General features: G+C 63.4%; 12 protein-coding genes and 1 pseudogene (1 of these 13 cut by a window edge). 2 read left to right on the forward strand and 11 right to left on the reverse strand.

Annotation, left to right across the window (positions count from 1 at the left end):
* Positions 1–1,461, forward strand: the 3' portion of a protein-coding gene (locus NKH33_RS27550) for a M23 family metallopeptidase (protein WP_352475052.1). Its footprint begins 498 nt before the window's first position; the window shows 1,461 of its 1,959 coding nt (coding positions 499–1,959); its start codon lies beyond the left edge, outside the window; the stop codon is at positions 1,459–1,461.
* 17 nt (positions 1,462–1,478) lie between these two features.
* Here NKH33_RS27550 and NKH33_RS27555 read toward each other — a convergent pair.
* A pseudogene (locus tag NKH33_RS27555) lies at positions 1,479–3,043 on the reverse strand (MFS transporter).
* 167 nt (positions 3,044–3,210) lie between these two features.
* Here NKH33_RS27555 and NKH33_RS27560 point away from each other — a divergent pair.
* Entirely contained in the window at positions 3,211–3,843 is a 633-nt protein-coding gene (locus tag NKH33_RS27560; protein WP_352471308.1) for a TMEM175 family protein, read from the forward strand.
* Positions 3,844–3,864: 21 nt separating this feature from the next.
* Here the strand turns inward: NKH33_RS27560 and NKH33_RS27565 are convergent, their stop codons facing one another.
* The 10 genes from NKH33_RS27565 to NKH33_RS27610 all read right to left on the reverse strand — a co-directional run bounded on the left by NKH33_RS27565 (position 3,865) and on the right by NKH33_RS27610 (position 18,992).
* Positions 3,865–5,337, reverse strand: a complete 1,473-nt coding sequence (locus tag NKH33_RS27565) for a L,D-transpeptidase family protein (protein ID WP_352471309.1) — start codon at positions 5,335–5,337, stop codon at positions 3,865–3,867.
* 238 nt (positions 5,338–5,575) lie between these two features.
* Entirely contained in the window at positions 5,576–5,941 is a 366-nt protein-coding gene (locus NKH33_RS27570) for an MmcQ/YjbR family DNA-binding protein (protein ID WP_352456638.1), read from the reverse strand.
* A gap of 147 nt (positions 5,942–6,088) precedes the next feature.
* Complete coding sequence (clpB, locus tag NKH33_RS27575) at positions 6,089–8,695, reverse strand: ATP-dependent chaperone ClpB (RefSeq protein ID WP_352922415.1); 2,607 nt, start codon at positions 8,693–8,695, stop codon at positions 6,089–6,091.
* A gap of 238 nt (positions 8,696–8,933) precedes the next feature.
* Positions 8,934–9,908 (reverse strand): DUF4167 domain-containing protein, encoded by a 975-nt coding sequence (locus NKH33_RS27580; protein WP_352922418.1) that lies wholly within the window; start codon positions 9,906–9,908, stop codon positions 8,934–8,936.
* 340 nt (positions 9,909–10,248) lie between these two features.
* The gene (gene prmC / locus NKH33_RS27585; protein ID WP_352471313.1) at positions 10,249–11,118 is read right to left on the reverse strand and encodes a peptide chain release factor N(5)-glutamine methyltransferase; all 870 of its coding nucleotides are present in this window, start codon (positions 11,116–11,118) and stop codon (positions 10,249–10,251) included.
* Positions 11,111–12,190 (reverse strand): peptide chain release factor 1, encoded by a 1,080-nt coding sequence (gene prfA / locus NKH33_RS27590; protein ID WP_352471314.1) that lies wholly within the window; start codon positions 12,188–12,190, stop codon positions 11,111–11,113. Before prfA ends, prmC begins: the two co-directional genes overlap by 8 nt.
* An 8-nt stretch (positions 12,191–12,198) precedes the next feature.
* The gene (gene ptsP / locus NKH33_RS27595) at positions 12,199–14,469 is read right to left on the reverse strand and encodes a phosphoenolpyruvate--protein phosphotransferase (protein WP_352471315.1); all 2,271 of its coding nucleotides are present in this window, start codon (positions 14,467–14,469) and stop codon (positions 12,199–12,201) included.
* Positions 14,470–14,651: 182 nt separating this feature from the next.
* Positions 14,652–15,905: an aspartate kinase gene (locus NKH33_RS27600; protein WP_352471486.1), complete on the reverse strand. Its 1,254-nt coding sequence runs from the start codon at positions 15,903–15,905 to the stop codon at positions 14,652–14,654.
* Positions 15,906–16,068: 163 nt separating this feature from the next.
* Positions 16,069–18,300 (reverse strand): sensor domain-containing diguanylate cyclase, encoded by a 2,232-nt coding sequence (locus NKH33_RS27605; protein WP_352922423.1) that lies wholly within the window; start codon positions 18,298–18,300, stop codon positions 16,069–16,071.
* A gap of 122 nt (positions 18,301–18,422) precedes the next feature.
* Positions 18,423–18,992: a putative glycolipid-binding domain-containing protein gene (locus tag NKH33_RS27610; RefSeq protein WP_352542483.1), complete on the reverse strand. Its 570-nt coding sequence runs from the start codon at positions 18,990–18,992 to the stop codon at positions 18,423–18,425.
* Between the last annotated feature and the right edge of the window lie 56 nt (positions 18,993–19,048).

The raw sequence follows: 19,048 nt of genomic DNA on the forward strand, positions 1-19,048 counted from the left end.
AGCCAGATCTATGGCGCCAAGGTCGAAAGCGAGATGAGCTTGAAGACCGTCGATTTCCCGATCGAGACGGCGGCCTTCGACGAAAAGAGCGACCTTTCTGCCGACGAGGTGGAAAAGGTCGTGCGCGAGGCCGGCACCGATCTGAGCGACGGCGCTGTCCAGGTCGCTTCGCTGCATTATGTCGACCCACAGCGATTCGGTGACGGCTTCGCAGAAAGCATGGCTGGCTCCTATGACGTCAAGATCGTCCCGGAAAACGTCTCGGTGTCGCCGCGTGCCGCCATCGACGACCAGGCGCCGGCTTTCGCCGAGGAAATCATCCCCTTCACCAAGGATCTCGACATTGCCGAGGCCTTCGCTGATTCGGGCTATACCGGCGAGGATGCCACCGGAATGGCCGAGGCGATCGCCAAATTGCTGAATGCGACGGCCCTCAAGGCAGGAACCGTGCTGCGCGTTGGGCTTGAGGTCCATGGCGACGCCGCCAAGATCGTTCGCACCAGCGTGTACGACAGGACCCAGCACATCGTCACCATCGCACTCGACGACCACGACCAGTACGTGCCGGCGCAGGAGCCGGAGCCAAATCCCGAATTGCTGACGGCGTTCGACGATTCGCCTGCGCCCGTAGTGCGCGGCAATCTGCCGAACGTCTATGACGGCATCTACCGCACCGCCTATTCCTACGGCATGTCCAAGGCGATGACGCAACGACTGATCAAGTTGCTGGCATCCAGTGTCGACTTTCAGTCGCGCCTCAATCCCACGGACCGCATCGAGGTGCTGTTCTCGCAGCCCGATGGCGACGACCAGGCGTCTGACGAATCCGAGCTGCTTTACGTCTCCGCGACTTTCGGCGGCACGACGCGAAATTTCTACCGTTTCCAGATGCAGGACGGCAGCACCGACTACTTCGACGAAAATGGTAGCAGCGCCGAGCAGTTTCTGCTGCGCAATCCGTTGCCCAATGGCCGATTTACGTCAGGGTTCGGTGCCAGGCGCCACCCCATTTTGGGGTATGTGAAAATGCATACCGGCACCGACTGGGCAGCTCCCGTGGGATCGCCGATCATTGCCGCGGGCAATGGCGTCGTCGAAAAAGCCGGCTGGGCCGGTGGCTATGGCAAGCAGATCATCTTGCGTCACGCCAATGGCTACGAGACGTCCTACAATCACCAGAGCGCCTTTGCCAAAGGCATCGAGCCGGGTGTTCGCGTTCGCCAGGGTCAGGTTATCGGCTATCTCGGCTCAACCGGCCTCTCCACCGGTCCGCATCTTCATTACGAACTGATCGTCAACGGCACAAAGGTCGATTCGATGCGCGTCCGCCTACCGGTCGGCAAGACGCTGAAGGGCGACGACCTCGTCGCCTTCAAGCGCGAGCGCGAACGCATCGACGACCTGCTCAAGCAGGAAGACAGCAACCAGTTGAAGGTCGCGAGCGCCAAGATCGAAGGCTGAGCCGACGTTTTTCGTCGTCAGCCGTGCTGATTCGCCGTGTCGCGCGCCCATGGCAGCCGCTCGCCGGAAACCGTCGTCCACGCGGCGATTGCCGAAAGCAGGCAAAGCACCGCGGTCACCGCGGCAACGGCGGCGAATGCCGCGTCGCTGGCGGCAAGTCGTGCCGCATCGAGGCCGGGCGCCAGGCCGGCTGGCGGCGGTTCGCCGAAACCCGGAATGCCGGAGCCGGCAGCGGTGCCGAGCACGCCAGCATAGACCCAGGCCGCCAGCGATCCCATCGCCGCCACGGCAACCAGGCCGCCGATGCGCGAGACGGCGTTGTTGATGCCCGAGGCCGCACCCGTATCCTTGTCCTCGACGCCGTCATGACGGCGGTCGACAGCGGCGATACCACCAGCGCCATGCCGAGCCCCATCAATGCCATCAGCGGGAATACCCCGATCCAGAAATTGTGGATGCCCCAATAGGCCAGCAAGGCAAGTCCGGCAAAGGCAAGAGCCACAACCAGACTGCCGCTGGAGATCGGAAAGCGAGGCCCGATGCGGTCGGACCACTGGCCGACCGGTCCGGACAACACTGCGATCAATGCCGAAAGCGGCAAGAAGATGAAACCGACCTCGGCCGCGCTCAGCCCCCATCCGGCGATCATGAGCATCGGCAGATAGAACAGATTGGCCGACAGCGCAAAATAAAGGAAGAAGGTAGCCACATTGGCGCCCGCGAACGCGCCGATCCGAAACAACGACAGATCGATCATCGGCTCGCGCCGCCGGCGCTCGAAGACGATGAACACGACGAGCAAAACCGCACCGGCGGCAATACTCGGGCCGGACATCAGCCCCTCCCCGTCGCCACTGATCGAGGTCAGACCGTAAGCGAGAGCTCCGAACGCCAATATGGCGAGTGCAGCGCCGCCGAGATCGAGGCTGCGCTTTTCCACCGGCGCGTCGGCAGGGACCTTGGCCAGCAGAAGATAGACCGAGATAAGGCCGAGCGGCAGATTGATGGCGAAGATCGCCCGCCAGATGCCGTCGCCGAACGCCGACAGCACGAAGCCGCCCAGCACCGGGCCGAGCGCCGTCGTCAGTGCTGATGCTGCGGCCCAGATGCCGATCGCCCGGCCGCGTTCCTTTTTCGGATAGGCTTTGGCGATAATGGCCAGGCTGCCCGGCACCATGATGGCCGCTCCGACACCCTGGATAGCCCGAAACGCAATAAGCACCGCCGGGTTAGGCGCCAGCGCGCAGGCAAGCGAGGCGGCAATGAACAGGACGATGCCGGCGACGAAGGAGTGGCGCAGGCCGAAGCGATCGCCGGCGGCGCCGCCGACGAGAATGAGGGCTGAGAGCGTCAATGCGTAGGCATTGGAAATCCATTGTGCCTCGGCGAGGCTGGCGCCGAGGTCGACGCGGATCGCCGGCGTCGCAATGGCCAGGACCGACCCGTCGATGAAGCCGAGCGCAGAAGCCAGGATCGCGGCGATCAGCACGAACCGCCGCTGCGCCTGCGGACAGAACGTATCGGCGGGAAGTGAGCCGGTCAGGGGAACGGCGCCGGTACCGACTTTGGTTGGCGTGTGCATGCCGCCTTACCTAGATCGCCGGCGCGCCGGCGACAACCGGCCAGCAGACTGTTCTCGTTGAAACCAGGCCCAACCGGCCACACAGGCAGGATCACGCCGCTCAGGGTGCAAACGGCAAGTGCCGTGCTAAGCTTCTCGCAGCGCTACAGACAAGGGGGAAATACCGTATGAAACGGCCGCTCGAACCCTCGGCGGAAGGACGCGGGCGCGTCGTCGGCATCACCGACGGCGTGTTCGCCATCGCGCTCACCCTGATCGTTCTCGAGATCAGGGTGCCGGCGCATGAAACGGTGCATTCCGAACGCGAGTTGATCACAGCGATCACAGCACTGGCGCCGCGCTTCCTGACCTATGCGCTCAGCTTCCTGACGCTGACCATCTTCTGGTTCGGCCAGCAGGCGCAACACGGGCTGATTGCAAAATCCGACCGGCGGCTTGCCACGCTGAACCTCTGCTTCCTCGGCTTCATCGCCTTGCTGCCGTTCTCGACCGACCTTCTCGCCGACTTCCTCGAATTCAGGACTGCGGTGCTCGCCTACTGGTTCAATCTTTTGATGCTCGGACTGACGCTGCTCGCCAGTTGGCGCTACGCGGACAAAAACGGATTTCTGGCCGAAGGTGTCGACGCGGAGACCACCCGAACGGTCTATCTGCGCATCGTCAAGGCACAGATCCTGTGGGCCGTCGGCGCTGCTCTCTGCCTGATCAGCCCGTTGCTCAGCGTCGGCTTCATCCTGGTGGTGCAGCTGATCTATGCCGCAGCGCCGCGCGCGCCACTGCTGCGCAAGGTCATCGGGTGATCCGGGCGCGGGCGTTGCGCTTTAGTCGACGAACTCCACGATAACGCCGGGCGTCACGATCTTGGCAAGCTCGCGCGCGTCCCAATTGGTCAGCCGCACGCAGCCATGGCTTTCGGTCTTGCCGATCTTGGACGGATCCGGCGTGCCGTGGATGCCGTAGGTCGGCTTGTCCAGCGCAATCCAGACCGAGCCGACCGGGCCGTTCGGCCCCGGCGGGATGGTCAGGATCCTGTCGTTTTCGCCCTGCTTGAAATTGATGTTCGGGTTGTAGGTGTAGTTCGGGTCCAATGCGACACGCGACACCGCATGCGTGCCGGACGGCGACGGCGTGTCGGACGAGCCGATAGTCGCCGGATAGGCTGCGACCAGCTTGCCCGCCGCATCATAGGCGCGGACCTGCTTATTGGACTTGTCGGCGATGATGCGCGCCACCGGCGTCGCCACCAGCCTGCCGAAATTGGCGACCTTGATGATGGTGCCCGGACGATTGAAATTGGCGTCCGGATTGAGCTTGTTCAGATAGGTTTCATCCATATGGAAGCGCTCGGCCAGCGCTTCGGGTACCGACGTGTAGCCCATCCGATCGAGCTGGGCCTTTTGGCTGTAGTCCTCCGGTATCGAGGCGACATAGGGACCGGCCGCATCCTCGGGCGTGATCGTATATGAGGCGAAGGCATCGCCGCCGGATTGCGCCAGGGCCGCCTGGATGCCGATTGCGTCGGTCGATTTCAGATTGCTGCCGGTGATCTCATTATAGGCGGCGAGCGCCTTGTCGACATTCGAGCCGAAGCGTCCGTCGATGACGCCGGGCGATGCACCGGCACGGTCGAGCAGCACCTGCAGTGCCGCCACGTCCTCGCGGGCGCCGAGCGCAAGCGACGGGTCGACCGCCGTCTTGCCGCCAGTGCTTGGCGGCGGGGCTGTGTCTGGCGGTAAGGCCGCCTGCTCGTTCGGCACCGTCGGCTCGACCGGCTCGATCGAGGCCTCGTTGAGCGGCGGCTGGCGCTCGATGGTGCGCGGCTTTGCCTCCGGATAACCATTGCCGTAGCCGTCATCCCGTGGCGCTTCGGGGAAGGCTTCCACCGAATTGTCGCCATTAAGATCGTAGTCGTCGGCCGGCGGCACGATGATCCTGCCCTCGTCTTCCAACTGCCTGCGGCGGTAGCGCGCCATGTCCTGCGGGTCGTCGAGATAATAGCGGTCGTCCTCGACCGGTCCGAGATTGCGCAAGCGCTCGCGGCGCAAGGCACGGCGGTCGAGCCTGGTCTGCGGCGGCTGGATGGCGATAACCTTGCCGGTCTCCGCATCGACGATGACGCGGTTTCCCCTGGCGTCGTAATAGATGTCGAGATTGCCGTTCTGGGCGACAAGAATGCCGCCGCCATTGGCGGCACGAACCACCCGTGGCGCGGTATCCACTATTGGCGAGGCCATCGCATTCGACGCCAGCAGCCCGGCAGCAAGCGCTGAAAGGGTGAAGATGGTGCGCAACATGATGGCCAAATTCTCCGGTCCGTAATTGCCGCCGCCGGCATTGTCTCTTCAAAGCGCCGCGCGTCTTTTTCGACGCGCAAAGGACGCTCTAACGCTTTAAATCTCCGCATCGTGCTTTGCGAAAATCAAAACTCGATTTCGGGCCGATGTGGTAGGCGAACCCCTTCGCCAGCAAATCAGTTGCCAACGATAAGGTTCCAATATGAACCGGGCATGAAGATGGCGGATTTCTGACCGATTAACCGGCAGCGAGTCCCAATTCCTTGCGCGCCTGCTTCGTCAGCTTCAGCACGACAAGACGGTGGCTTTCGCGCAGGTAATCCTTCAGCGCGCCATCATCCATGCTTTCGCCGGTCTGGCGCTGGATCCATTTCATGCCGCGTGAGGCAAGATAGGGCGCGGGCCGAAGGCCCGGCTGCTCCCTCAGCACGTCATAGGCGATGTCGGAGCATTTGAAGGTAACGAACGGCTCCTTGCCCTCACTCCAGCCGCCGATCGCGAAGACCTTGCCGCCGACCTTCCAGACATGGGCGCCGCCCCACTGCACGACATGGGTCGCCGAAGGCAGCGAGGCGCAGAAGCTGTTATAGTCGTCCAGCGTCATCTGCGCCCCGCCAGTGATGTTGGACCATGAACCGAAGGCCGGCGTAACAAAAGGGTATGCCGGTTTTTCGGAAAGGATCATGGTCGAGATTGAAGATAGGAATTCCATCCCGATTCGATCGGGATGGAACAGGCTTTTGGCTTGAGCTCAGGCGGCTGCCTCGGTTGCCACGACCGCGGGCTTCGAGCGGAAGTTCAAGCGGTCGGAGCCGGCGGTGACCTTGACAGTTGAGCCGTCGAGGATCTCGCCGAGCAGGATCTTTTCCGCCAGGGGGTCCTGCAATTCCTTCTGCATCACCCGCTTCAGCGGCCGCGCGCCATAGGCCGGGTCGTAACCCTTGGCCGCCAGCCAGTCGATCGCCTCCTGATCTAGCGAAAGCGATATCTTGCGGTCAACAAGCAGGTTTTCCAGCCGCTTGAGCTGGATTTGGACGATCTGGCCCATATCCTGGCGGCGCAGCCGGTGGAACAGGATCACCTCGTCGATGCGGTTGAGGAATTCCGGCCGGAACGAAGCCCTGACGACATTCATCACCTCGTCGCGCACGACGTCGACATCCTGGTCCTCGCCGAGATTGACCAGATATTCGCCGCCGAGATTGGACGTCATGATGATCAGCGTGTTGCGGAAGTCGACCGTGCGGCCCTGCCCGTCGGTCAGCCGGCCGTCGTCGAGCACCTGCAGCAGCACGTTGAAGACATCAGGATGCGCCTTCTCGATCTCGTCGAACAACACGACCTGATAGGGCCGGCGCCGCACCGCTTCGGTCAGCGCGCCGCCTTCCTCATAGCCGACATAGCCGGGAGGCGCGCCGATCAGCCGGGCGACCGAGTGCTTCTCCATGAACTCCGACATGTCGATGCGCACCATGGCGCTCTCGTCGTCGAACAGGAAGCTGGCCAGCGCCTTGGTCAATTCGGTCTTGCCGACGCCCGTCGGCCCGAGGAACATGAACGAGCCGAGCGGCCGGTTCGGGTCCTGCAGACCCGCGCGGGCCCGGCGCACCGCTTTCGACACTGCCTGCACCGCCTCGCCTTGGCCGACGACGCGCTTGCCGACCTCGTCTTCCATGCGCAACAGCTTGTCGCGCTCGCCTTCCAGCATCTTGTCGACCGGGATCCCCGTCCAGCGCGAGACGATATGGGCGACGTGATCGGGGCCGACCACTTCTTCGACCATGCCGGCCTTGCCATCCCTGGCTTCGGCCTGCTTCAGCTGCTTTTCGAGTTCCGGGATCTTGCCGTAAGCAAGTTCGCCGGCGCGCTGGAATTCACCTTGGCGCTGGGCGATGGCAAGTTCGTTGCGCGCCTCGTCGAGCTGTTTCTTGAGGTCGGCGGCAAGCCCGAGCTTCTGCTTCTCGGCCTGCCATTTCGAGGTCAGCTCGGTCGATTCCTCCTCGAGGTTCGAGAGTTCCTTCTCGAGCCGCGCGAGCCGGTCCTTCGAGGCATCGTCCTTCTCGACCTTCAGCGCCTCGCGCTCGATCTTGAGCTGCATGATGCGGCGGTCGATCTCGTCCAGCGCCTCGGGCTTCGAATCGACCTGCATGCGGAGCCGCGACGCGGCCTCGTCGACCAGGTCGATCGCTTTGTCCGGCAGGAAGCGGTCAGCGATGTAGCGGTTGGACAGGGTTGCGGCCGCGACCAGTGCCGAATCCGAGATGCGCACCTTGTGGTGCTGCTCGTATTTCTCTTTCAGGCCGCGCAGGATCGAGACAGTGTCTTCGACCGTCGGCTCATTGACGAAGACCGGCTGGAAGCGGCGGGCAAGGGCCTCATCCTTCTCGACATGCTTGCGGTATTCGTCGAGCGTGGTTGCGCCGACACAATGCAGTTCGCCGCGGGCGAGCGCCGGCTTCAGCAGATTCGACGCGTCCATGGCGCCATCCGCCTTGCCGGCACCGACAAGCGTGTGCATCTCGTCGATGAACAGAATGATGCCGCCGGCGGCAGACGTGACTTCGGAAAGCACCGCCTTCAGCCGCTCCTCGAACTCGCCGCGGTATTTGGCGCCGGCGATCAGCGACCCCATGTCGAGGGCCATCAGCTGCTTGTCCTTGAGCGATTCCGGCACATCGCCATTGACGATGCGCAGCGCCAGCCCTTCGGCGATCGCCGTCTTGCCGACGCCGGGTTCGCCGATCAGCACTGGGTTGTTCTTGGTGCGGCGCGACAGCACCTGGATGGTGCGGCGGATTTCGTCGTCGCGGCCGATGACCGGATCGAGCTTGCCCGCGCGGGCGTCCGCCGTCAGGTCGCGCGCGTATTTCTTCAGCGCGTCGTAGCCCTGCTCGGCGCTCGCCGAATCGGCAGTGCGACCTTTGCGTACGTCGTTGATGACCTGGTTCAGCGCCTGCGGCGTGACACCCGCCTTGGACAGGATGTCGGCGGTCTTGGCCGATTTTTCCATGGCCAGCGCCTGCAATAGCCGTTCGACGGTAACGAAGCTGTCACTGGCCTTCTTGGCCAGTTCCTCGGCGGTCGAAAACACCTTTGCCAGCGGCTGCGCCAGATAGAGCTGGCCATTGCCGCCCTCGACCTTGGGCATTGCCTCCAGTGCCGTTTCGACGCCGAGCTTGACGTCACGGACATTGCCGCCGGCGCGCTCGATCAGCGACGCAGCCAGGCCCTCGTCGTCATCGACAAGGACCTTGAGGATATGCTCGGGGGTGAATTGCTGGTGATTGCGGGAAAGCGCCATGGTTTGTGCGGACTGGATAAAGCCGCGCACGCGCTCGGAATATTTTTCAAGATTCATGCCTGTCTCCTTCCGTCACCGGCCCGCTTCGCGGCACCGGATCAGATTGCGGTGACGGACCCGCCCGTTCGAGCCGGATCCTGTTCACGCAAGATATGGGACGCAAACCACGGACCCTCAAGACGCCTCGACACTGGCGAATGCATAATATTCCGAGCGCGCAAAGCAAAAACGGCGGAGATTTCTCTCCGCCGCCTGGGGTAAAGGATGCGCTAAGATCGACTGAACGTTTTTCCGATCAATTCTCGACGTCTGCGATCACAGCTTGACCGTCGGGGCCTTCAGCCGGCGCTGCATCGACATTGCCAGCGTCGGTATTGCCAGTCTCGGCATTGCTTGTCTCGGCACTGCTTGTCTCGGCACTGCCAGTCTCGGCACTGTCAGGGCCGGCGTTGTCGTTGCCGCCATTTGCCTGTTCGACATCGAGGCGCGGGCGACGCGGACGCCTGGGGCGGCGGGCCGGGCTGTTTTCGGCCGCGGCTTCGTTGAGCTCGGCCTGGGCGGCGAGACCCGCCGGCGAAAGGTTGTCGAATTGCGGTGCGGGCTCGCTCACAAAGACCGGCCCAGCGGCCGGCACGGGCTCCGCCTGCGCCGGCGTCTCGTCGCGCCGTGGCTGTTCGGCGCGCTGGCCACCCTGCTCGCCGCGCGCGCCATACTCGCCGCGCTGGCCGTTCTGGCCGTAACCGCCATTGGGGCGACGGTCGCGGTGGCGTCCGCCATTGTTGTCGCGGCCTTCACGGTTGTCGCGGCCGCCCCGATTGTCGCGGCTGTTTTCCTGGTTCAGAGCCAGCTCGGCCGGCGTGCCATCGATGACCGGCTGCGGGCCGGCACCGTGATTGGCCGCCGAACCCGACGTCTCGTTGGCATTGTTGTTGCCGGCATTGTCGAACTCGTCGCGATCCTCGTCGCCGTCATCGTCGAAATCATCGCGATTCTGCTGCGCGTTCTGGATCGGCATCTGCGCCTGAGCGGCTGCGATGATGCGGTTATAGTGCTCTGCATGCTGGAGATAGTTTTCCGCCATCACCCGGTCGCCGGAGCTTTGCGCGTCACGGGCAAGGGTTGCGTACTTCTCGGCAATCTGCTGAGCCGATCCGCGGATCTTCACGTCCGGGCCGTTGCTCTCGTAGTTGCGCGTCAGGGGATTAGGCCCCTTACGGTTGTTGTTGTTATTGTTGTTGCCGCCGCCGCCATTGTTGTTGCGACCGCGCATGCGCCTGTTTTGCTGTTGTGGCCTCATTAGACTCTCTTCACTTTGAAATTTTCGAAAAACTCTTCACGAACGGAGGCGCTCATGCGGCCAGCCGTTTCGTTCCTTCACCGGCGTTCGCCCGCATCAATTGCGTTGGCGCCACGTGCCATCCTGTTCCGGTTACTTCACTTGCCGGACGATTCCCGCACGAAGCTTGGGCGTCGTTTGCGCAAGAAGGCAGCTATTTCCAAGGAAAACCGAATCGCTAAGAGCACTGCCTGCTTCGTCTCATCCGGTTAAGGCGACCCTAGCCGCATTCCCCGGTATTGCCAAGCGCTTTTTTCGCACTGCATCACGGCTTTCACCGTTCGAACACAAGAACTCTGTCGTTTCCGCCGAGATCACGAAACACCCCGACCGAACGGTACCCGGCCGCGGAGAATATCTCCGTAACCTGTTGGTGCTGCGTATGGCCGATCTCGACCGCAATCCTGCCTTGGACTTCCAAATACGCTGCCGCTCCCGCGGCGATCTTCCTGTAGGGGCTCAGACCGTCCACACCGCCATCGAGGGCCTGGCGTGGATCGAAACCGCGGACCTCGTCCTGCAGATTTCCAATGTCGTCTGAGGGTATATAGGGAGGGTTTGCGACAATTACATGGTACCGGCCAGAAACTTTTTCAAACCAGTCGGATTTGAGCGGCGTGAACCGGCCGGCGAGCCCCAATTCCCCGGCATTACGCATGGCTGTGGCCAGCGCCTCCTGCGAAATGTCAACGCCGGTGGCGGTCGCGGCCGGAACGGCGCTGAGCAGCGCCAGCGCGATGGCACCGGTACCGGTCCCTAGATCGAGGATGCGGCAGCAGCCCTCGCGTGCCGCCACTGCCTTGACGAAGGGCAGTATAGCCTCGACCAGCGTTTCGGTATCCGGCCGCGGCTCCAGCGTTTGCGGCGAAAGCGAAAGGCGCAAGCCGTAGAATTCGCGGTAGCCAAGGATTCGGTGTACCGGCTCGCCAGCGATGCGCCGCCGCAAGGCGGCTTCGATTACCGCCGTCACGTCCGTATCGACAGCGCGCCCGGGATCGGCGATGGCCTGCGTGCGACTGGTGCCGGAAAAATGCTCGACGATCAGCCTGGCATCGAGCGCCGGATCCGCGATCCCGGCTGCGGTGAGCCGGTTTCGCGCTTCCCGCAGCAGCGGCGCCAGCGTGGCGGGCAGGCTGTCAGCCATCGATGCCGATATCGGCGAGCAGCTTCGACTGGTGATCGGCGATCAGCGCGTCGATGATCTCGTCGAGTTCGCCCATCATCACCCGGTCGAGCTTATAGAGCGTCAGGTTGATACGATGATCGGTGACGCGACCCTGCGGAAAATTATAGGTGCGGATGCGTTCCGAGCGGTCGCCCGAGCCGACCTGCGACTTGCGCGATTCGGAACGTTCCTCGTCCGCCTTGCTGCGCTCGAGGTCGTAGAGCCTGGCGCGCAGGATCTGCATGGCCTTCGCCCGGTTCTGGTGCTGCGACTTTTCCGCCTGCACCACCATGATGCCGGTCGGAAGATGGGTGATGCGCACGGCCGAATCGGTGGTGTTGACGTGCTGGCCGCCGGAACCCGAGGCGCGCATCGTGTCGATGCGGATGTCTTCGGCCCTGATGTCGATGTCGACTTCTTCGGCTTCCGGCAGCACCGCGACCGTCGCCGCCGAGGTATGAATGCGTCCGCCCGCCTCGGTCGTCGGCACGCGCTGCACCCGGTGCACGCCGGATTCGAACTTCAGATGGGCAAAGACGCCCTTGCCCGAAACGGTGGCGATGATTTCCTTGTAGCCGCCGACCTCACCCTCGCTGGCCGACACCGTCTCGAAACGCCAGCCATGCGCCGCGGCATAGCGCTCGTACATGCGAAACAGGTCGCCGGCGAAAAGCGCCGCCTCGTCGCCGCCGGTGCCGGCGCGGATCTCGAGGATGGCGTTCTTGTCGTCGGCGGCATCCTTGGGCAACAGCAGTATCTGGATGTCCTTCTGCAGCGCCTCGATGCGATGCTTGACCTCCGGCAGGTCGGCCTCGGCCAAGGCGCGCATCTCGGCGTCGGTGCCCTTGTCGGCGAGCATCGCCTCCAGATCGCCCTGTTCGTGCTCCGCGGCGCGCAGTGCCCTGATCTTTGCCACCATCTCCTGGATATCGGCATATTCGGAGGCCATCCTGACATAGGCGTCCGGCGCTGGCCCGGCCGACATCTGCGCTTCGAGCATGTCGAAACGCTTGACGACTTGATCCATACGGTCGCGGGGCAGGTTGATCATGGCGAAGTCTATAGCGGTATAGAGCGGTCGTCGGCAAAGGCTTGCAGCAGCGCCCGCATCGGCAGGCCATGCGCCGGCGCCATCAGATTATCGTCGAAGAACGCTTCCAGTTCGCTGAGCGGCAGTTCCGTCAGCATCGCCTTGACCGGGCCGATCGATGCCGGAGACATCGAGATCGAGCGATAGCCAAGGCCGATCAGCGCCATCGCCGAGATCGGCTTGCCGGCAAGTTCGCCGCACAAGGTCACCGGCGTCTGGTTGCGCGCCCCGGCGTCGGCAATCTGCTTCAGGACGCGCAGGAACGGCGTCGAGAGCGGGTCGAAGCGGTCGGACAATTGGGTGTTGCCGCGATCCACCGCCATGACGAACTGGAACAGGTCGTTCGAGCCGACCGAGACGAAATCGACCGCCTTCATCAGTTCGTCGAGCTGGAACAGCAACGACGGCACCTCCAGCATCGCCCCAAGCTTCAGGCTGGTCGGCAAATGATGGGCAAAGCGCGACAGATGCCGCACCTCGCGATCGATGATCTCGCGCGCCTGCGCGATCTCGCCGAGTTCCGTCACCATTGGCAGCATCAGCTTCAGTTCGCGCCCGCCGCACGCCTTGAGCAGCGCGCGGATCTGGGTGCGCAGCAATCCAGGCCGGTCGAGCGTCAGGCGGATGGCCCGCCAGCCGAGCGCCGGATTTTCCTCCTGGATCGAGCCCTTGAAATAGGGCAGCACCTTGTCGCCGCCGATATCGATGGTGCGGAACGTCACCGGCTTGTCGCGCGCCGCCTCGAGCACGTCACGATAGAGCCGCTCTTGGGCTTCGGCGCGCGGAAAGGTCGAAGCGACCATGAATTGCAGCTCTGTGCGGAACAGGCCGATGCCGGCCGCACCCGCTTCGGCCAGTTGCGGCAGATCGACCGCCAGCCCGGCATTCATCAGAAGATCGACCTGGACCCCGTCCTTGGTCACCGACGGCTTCTTGCGCAGTTCGCGGTAGACCTCCTGCCGCCGCGCCCTGAAGCGCACTTTCTCGGCATAGGCCGCCTCGAGGTCGGGCTGCGGGCGCAGATGGATAGCGCCTTCCTCGCCGTCAACGATGATGGCATCGCCGTTTTCCGCCATGGAAACGGCGCCCTTCATCTGGCCGGCGACCGGTATGCCCATGGCCCGCGCCACAATGACGACATGGCTGGTCGCGGCGCCGTCCTCCAGCACCAGCCCGCGCAGCTTGTCCCTGGGATAATCGAGCAGCTCCGCAGCACCCATCGAGCGGGCGACGATGATGGCGTCCTTGGGCAGCGAGGCCGCGACGTCCTCCGGTCCGCGCCCCATCAGCTGCCGCAGCAGCCGATTGGCGAGATCGTCGAAATCGCTCATCCGTTCGCGCAGATACGGATCGGTCATGTGCAGCATGCGGGCACGCATGTCGCTCTGCACCTTTTCGACCGCCGCTTCGGCCGTCAGGCCGTTGCGGATCGCCTCCTCGAGCCGGCGCACCCAGCCGCGATCGTTGGCGAACATGCGATAGGCTTCGAGCACCTGGCGATGCTCGCCCTCGAAGGCGACGTCGCGGCGCTCCAGCATGTCGTCGATGGAGAGCCTGAGCGAGCCGAGCGACGCGTCGAGCCGCCTGACCTCTTCCTCGCTGTCCTCGTTGAAAAGATTGGTGACGACGATGCGCGGCTCGTGCAGCACCACATGGCCGAGACCGACGCCTTCGTTGAAGGACAGGCCGGTAAAGCTTACCGGGCGGCGCAGATCGAGCTCGAGGCCGGGCCTTGTCAGCCGCTCCAGATCGCCGGTGGCGATCATCTCGGCGATCACCATCGCCGTTGTTTCCAGCGCCTCGACCTCGTCGTCGCGATAATGGCGCATGGTCTTGTTCTGCACGACCAGGACGCCGAGTGTCCGCCCTGCCCGCAGCACCGGCACGCCGAGGAAGGAATTGTATATCTCTTCCCCTGTCTCCGGCAGGTAGGCGAAGGCAGGATGCTCCTGCGCATTGGAGAGGTTGAGCGGCCGCGCCGAGGCCGCGATCGTGCCGACCAGACCTTGGCCCAGCCTGAGCTGCGCCAGGTGGACGGCGTTCGGGTTCAGGCCTTCGGTGGCGTAGAGTTCGAGCACCGAATCGGCGCGCAGCACATAGAGCGAGCAGACCTCGGCAACCATGTTGGAGGCGATGTCGCGCACGATTCGGTCAAGCCGCTCCTGCGGCTCCAGCGGCTCTTGCATGAGCTCGCGGAGCCGTTTCAGCAAAACGCGCGGGCCACTGGCCGAATCACGCATCGCGGCTTCTTCCTCCAATAGCATTTCAACCGGTGCAGGTTGCCCTGCACAGCGGCACAAACGCAACAACTCAATTAGAGCGCCATCGTCCAATTGGACGCATAAAGACCGCTCCAAGATTTTCGATCCGCTGCATCCTGCCTTCCGAAAATCGATTCCGATTTTCGGGCCGTTGCAGTCCGCTACTGCTTATCCAGACCGTACACGGAATGCAAAGTGCGAACTGCTAGTTCCGTATAGGGACCGTCGATCAGGATCGAAATCTTGATTTCGGACGTCGTGATGGCGCGGATGTTAATCGCGCGGTCGGCAAGCGCCTTGAAGGCGGTAGCGGCGACGCCGGCATGGCTGCGCATGCCGATGCCGATGACCGAGACCTTCGACATGCCGGCTTCCGACTGCACCACGTCGTAGCCGATCGTCGCCTTCAGCCGCTCGAGCACGGCGAGCGCCTTGTCGACGTCGCCGGATGGCACGGTGAAGGTCATGTCAGTGAACTTGCCGTCCTCAGAGATATTCTGGACGATCATGTCGACATTGATGTTGGCCTCGGCCAGCGGCCCGAAAATGCCGGCGGCGACGCCCGGCCGATCGCCGACGCGGCGCAACGAAATCTGCGCCTCGTCCTTGGCGTAGGCAATTCCGGTGACGACCTGCTGTTCCACGATCTCTTCCTCGTCGCAAATAAGCGTTCCCGGCGGATTAAGCAAATCCCCCATTCCTGGTGCGTCGGGATCGTCGAAGGACGACCGCACGAAAGTACGCACCCTGTGCACCATGGCAAGCTCGACCGAGCGCACCTGCAGGACCTTGGCGCCGAGCGAGGCCATTTCGAGCATTTCCTCGAACGAAATCTTGGCCAGCCGCCGCGCCTTCGGCTCGATGCGCGGATCGGTCGTGTAGACCCCGTCGACATCGGTGTAGATATCGCAGCGGTCGGCCTTGACCGCTGCCGCGATGGCGACAGCGCTGGTATCGGAACCGCCGCGGCCGAGCGTTGCGATCCGGTTGTCCGGCCCGATGCCTTGGAAACCGGCGACCACCGCCACCTGGCCTTCGCCGAAGCGCTTGATCAGGAATCCGCCGTCGATATCGAGAATGCGCGCCGCGCCATGCGCGTTGTCGGTCTTGATCGGGATCTGCCAGCCTTGCCAGGAGCGGGCATGCACGCCGATATTCTGCAGCGCGATCGCCAGCAAGCCGGCAGTGACCTGCTCGCCGGACGCGACCACGGCGTCATATTCACGCGCATCGTGCATCGGCGAGGCCTCGCGCGTCCATTGCACGAGCTCGTTGGTCTTGCCGGACATCGCCGAGACCACGACGGCGACCTCATGGCCGGCGTCGACCTCGCGTTTGACATGACGCGCCACATTGCGGATGCGGGCGATGTCGGCGACGGAGGTTCCGCCGAATTTCATCACGATGCGCGCCATAGAAGCGAAATGCCTTTGACTGGATGCCGGACCGGAGGCCGAAAAGCGGAAAAATGCGCCAAGCTGTGGCCGGGCGCTCAATGCGCGGCCTCCTTAGCCAAATGATAGCGGTTTCGCAAGGCGGTGAGGATTCCGTCGCCTTGCCTCGTCCATCAACCAGATTTCAAGCCACGCTCTTGGTGAGTTTTGGCTTTTGCTGCTCGACACGGGCGAGACCCGCTCCGGCGATGACGCGGTCACGGCCCTCAGCCTTTGCCTGATACAAAGCGCGATCCGCGGCATTGACGATCTCCGCCCATGAGGCGCCGAGCTCCGGGAAGGCGGCGACCCCGAACGACGCGGTGATGGTGCCGAGCGTGCGGCCGCGATGCGTGACATGCAGCTGCTTGATCGCCTTTCGCAGAGCTTCGGCGCGATCGGCGCCATCGGCCAGTGACGTTCCGGGCATCATCAAGGCAAATTCCTCGCCGCCGTAGCGCGAAACCACGTCGCTTTCCCTGACATGGTCGACCAGCGTGGCGGCCACCTGCTTGAGGACGAGATCCCCAGCTTCATGGCCGAACGTATCGTTGAACTGCTTGAAATGATCGACGTCGAGCATGATCAACGTCAGCGGCTGCTCGGCACGTTCCAGGCGCCTGAGCTCGCGGCTGCTGGTCTCCTCAAGGTAGCGGCGATTGTAGAGCCCGGTGTTGGGATCCCGGATCGACTGCTGCCGCAACGTCTCGCGCAGGCGCAGATTGGCAAGCGCCAACGCCAGCGTATCGACGACGCCACGCAGTATCTGCTGCCGTTCGGCAAGCCACTCCGGCTTGTCAACGGCATTCGGCTCGCACAGATGCAGGATGCCAAGTGTCTCTCCCTGCGCTGCTAGAGGCATACAGACATAACCGCGGCCGCCATTTTCGGTGATGTGGTTGCAGCGCGGCGTCAGCATGCCTGGACCGACGACGTGCTCCTGGCCGCGCCGCAGCGCCCAACAATCTTCCGGTCCGAACTGGCCGACGCTCGACCGGATGGTGCCCCAATGCGCCATCTCCTCCACCAGGTTGCGCGACGCACTGGTCAGATGAACGGTTCCGCTCAATCCGCCGAAGAAATCAGGCATGGCGGAGCCGACGACGGAAAATGCCTCGTGAAAAGTGACGCAGGCCTGAAGCAGTTCGCCGAGCTTGACCAGGCGGGTCGTGGCCTCCGATGTCTCTTTCAGTTCACGATTGAGCCTCGCCAGTTCTTCGGCACGATCGTGCACCGCCCGCTCGGCACTGCGCAGGTCGCTGATGTCGCTGAGCGTCAGCACGATGCCGCCATCGGCGCGGTTGAGCGGATTGCAGCTGACGACCACGGGCAAGGAGGTCCCATCCGGCTTTGCCAGCCTCACCTCATTCTGGTGGCGGCGGCCGGTGGTCATGGCCAGTTCGACCGGAGATGTTCCCGACGCGGGCTTGTCTCCCGACGGCCCCCTGATATCCAGGGCCGACTGCCAGTCCTGCCCCACGACCTTGTCGCTGCGCCGCCCGATGATCTCGGCTGCCGCCGGATTGACGGACACGACCTGACCCTTGCCGTCGATGACGGCGATGCCTTCGGCAACGGTCTGGACGATGTCTTCGATGTAGGCCTTCTGATCGACAAGTTGAGCGCGCGAGGCTTCGATTTCGGAGGCCATAGTGTCGAACCCTTGCGCCAACTGTCCGAACTCGTCATCGGAGGTGCGGCCGATACGGGCCCCGGCGTCGCCGCGCGCCAGCGATTCGATGCCGCGGTTGAGACCAGCAAGGCCTTTACTGAAGCCTCGCAACAACAGGAAGGCGGAGGCCGCCGCGATCAGCACGGCTGCCGCGGTACACAGGCCCACAAGCCACAGCATATCGTTCGTGCGCTGCTGCGCGGCACGCAGCAGCGGCGTATACTCGAACAGGACGGCGCCGACGATCTTGCCGGGTGCATCCTCGATCGGCACCGCAACCAGGTCAATCGGATCGGCCACGTCGGCACTGGCCTCGACGAAGTTGCGCGGCACGCCGTCGTCAATCGTCCGGGCGATTTCATTGCCGGGATCGTAGTCGAACGTCGTGCCGATATTTTGCTCTTCTCCCGGAACGTCGGCGAAAATAACCTTGTTTTTGTCTACGATGACGAGATCGCGTTTCGAGCGGCCGTGCTGCAAAGTCACGAATTCGCGGAGCCCATCGGGTCTCTCGAATAATGAACGCGGCGCGTCCGACGCCCTGAAGGCAATAGTTTCGGCCAGCTGCCGTGCGACGCTTGTCGCCTCGGCCAGCGCCACGGATTTGGTCAGCGATATCTGCGAGACGATCGCAACGCCGCCGACCAGGCCGATCAAGGCCACGGCGCTGAACAATGTCGCGACTATCTGGGTTCTTATGCGCACCGGGCTGCCCCTACTCGGACAGCAATCTAAATGCCAAACACTGACCCAACGTTAAGAAACCGCCAATATCGTAAATTTGCCGTTAAGCCACACCGGCCAGCTGCACTCCCAACGCGGGCGGTTCAGCCCGTCCGCACGATGGCCTGCCACAGGCGCGGATAGTCGAGGACGAAACCGAGCGGCGAGACCTCCAGTGTCTCGTGGTAGCCGAACATCGGGGCGGCATAGGCGTAATGTGCAGCATCGACGCGCTGATAGGTTTGCTCGAGGCGAACGAGCCTGAGTTCGGGAAATGTCAGATAGGCTGCCGGCGCGGGCGTCGCCATACCGACATCGAGGGCAAAGCGGCGAAGCGCCAAAAGGTTTGTGGCGGGCGTGAAGCCGAGATCGACATCGATGAGACCGTCGACTTCCGCTTGATGCTCGCCGTTCAGCGTCCATTGGCGCTCGGTCAGCCGGTCGATCCTGTAATGCAGCTGTTGCGTGCCGAAAAAGCCGTCGGCGCGCGCCGATCGTGTATGCCAATCGGCGTCGCAGTCCGCCTCGTAGGCGATGCTGCACGGCTCGCCGTCCTGGACGAAAAGCGCGTGTCCCCTGAGGTTCCACCCGGAACTCGCTTCCGACAGAAGGCAAGCGTCGTGGCCTTCCTGGTCAAGCCGGCGCCAAAGAATGGAAGCAACCGCTCGCATCATTGCGCACTCCTCCGAACCCGATGTCTCTGCTTCGTCCGCCAAAGCCTAGGCGTTTC

This window comes from Mesorhizobium sp. M1182, assembly GCF_040318335.1.
Classification (GTDB): domain Bacteria; phylum Pseudomonadota; class Alphaproteobacteria; order Rhizobiales; family Rhizobiaceae; genus Mesorhizobium.

What these genes read in the sequence shown, in the direction of transcription:
- NKH33_RS27560 (WP_352471308.1), top strand. Translation starts at nt 3,211, where the DNA reads ATGAAACGGCCGCTCGAACCCTCGGCGGAAGGACGCGGGCGCGTCGTC.
- NKH33_RS27565 (WP_352471309.1), bottom strand. Translation starts at nt 5,337, where the DNA reads ATGTTGCGCACCATCTTCACCCTTTCAGCGCTTGCTGCCGGGCTGCTG.
- NKH33_RS27570 (WP_352456638.1), bottom strand. Translation starts at nt 5,941, where the DNA reads ATGACGCTGGACGACTATAACAGCTTCTGCGCCTCGCTGCCTTCGGCG.
- clpB (WP_352922415.1), bottom strand. Translation starts at nt 8,695, where the DNA reads ATGAATCTTGAAAAATATTCCGAGCGCGTGCGCGGCTTTATCCAGTCC.
- NKH33_RS27580 (WP_352922418.1), bottom strand. Translation starts at nt 9,908, where the DNA reads ATGCGCGGTCGCAACAACAATGGCGGCGGCGGCAACAACAATAACAAC.
- prmC (WP_352471313.1), bottom strand. Translation starts at nt 11,118, where the DNA reads ATGGCTGACAGCCTGCCCGCCACGCTGGCGCCGCTGCTGCGGGAAGCG.
- prfA (WP_352471314.1), bottom strand. Translation starts at nt 12,190, where the DNA reads ATGATCAACCTGCCCCGCGACCGTATGGATCAAGTCGTCAAGCGTTTC.
- ptsP (WP_352471315.1), bottom strand. Translation starts at nt 14,469, where the DNA reads ATGCGTGATTCGGCCAGTGGCCCGCGCGTTTTGCTGAAACGGCTCCGC.
- NKH33_RS27600 (WP_352471486.1), bottom strand. Translation starts at nt 15,905, where the DNA reads ATGGCGCGCATCGTGATGAAATTCGGCGGAACCTCCGTCGCCGACATC.
- NKH33_RS27610 (WP_352542483.1), bottom strand. Translation starts at nt 18,992, where the DNA reads ATGATGCGAGCGGTTGCTTCCATTCTTTGGCGCCGGCTTGACCAGGAA.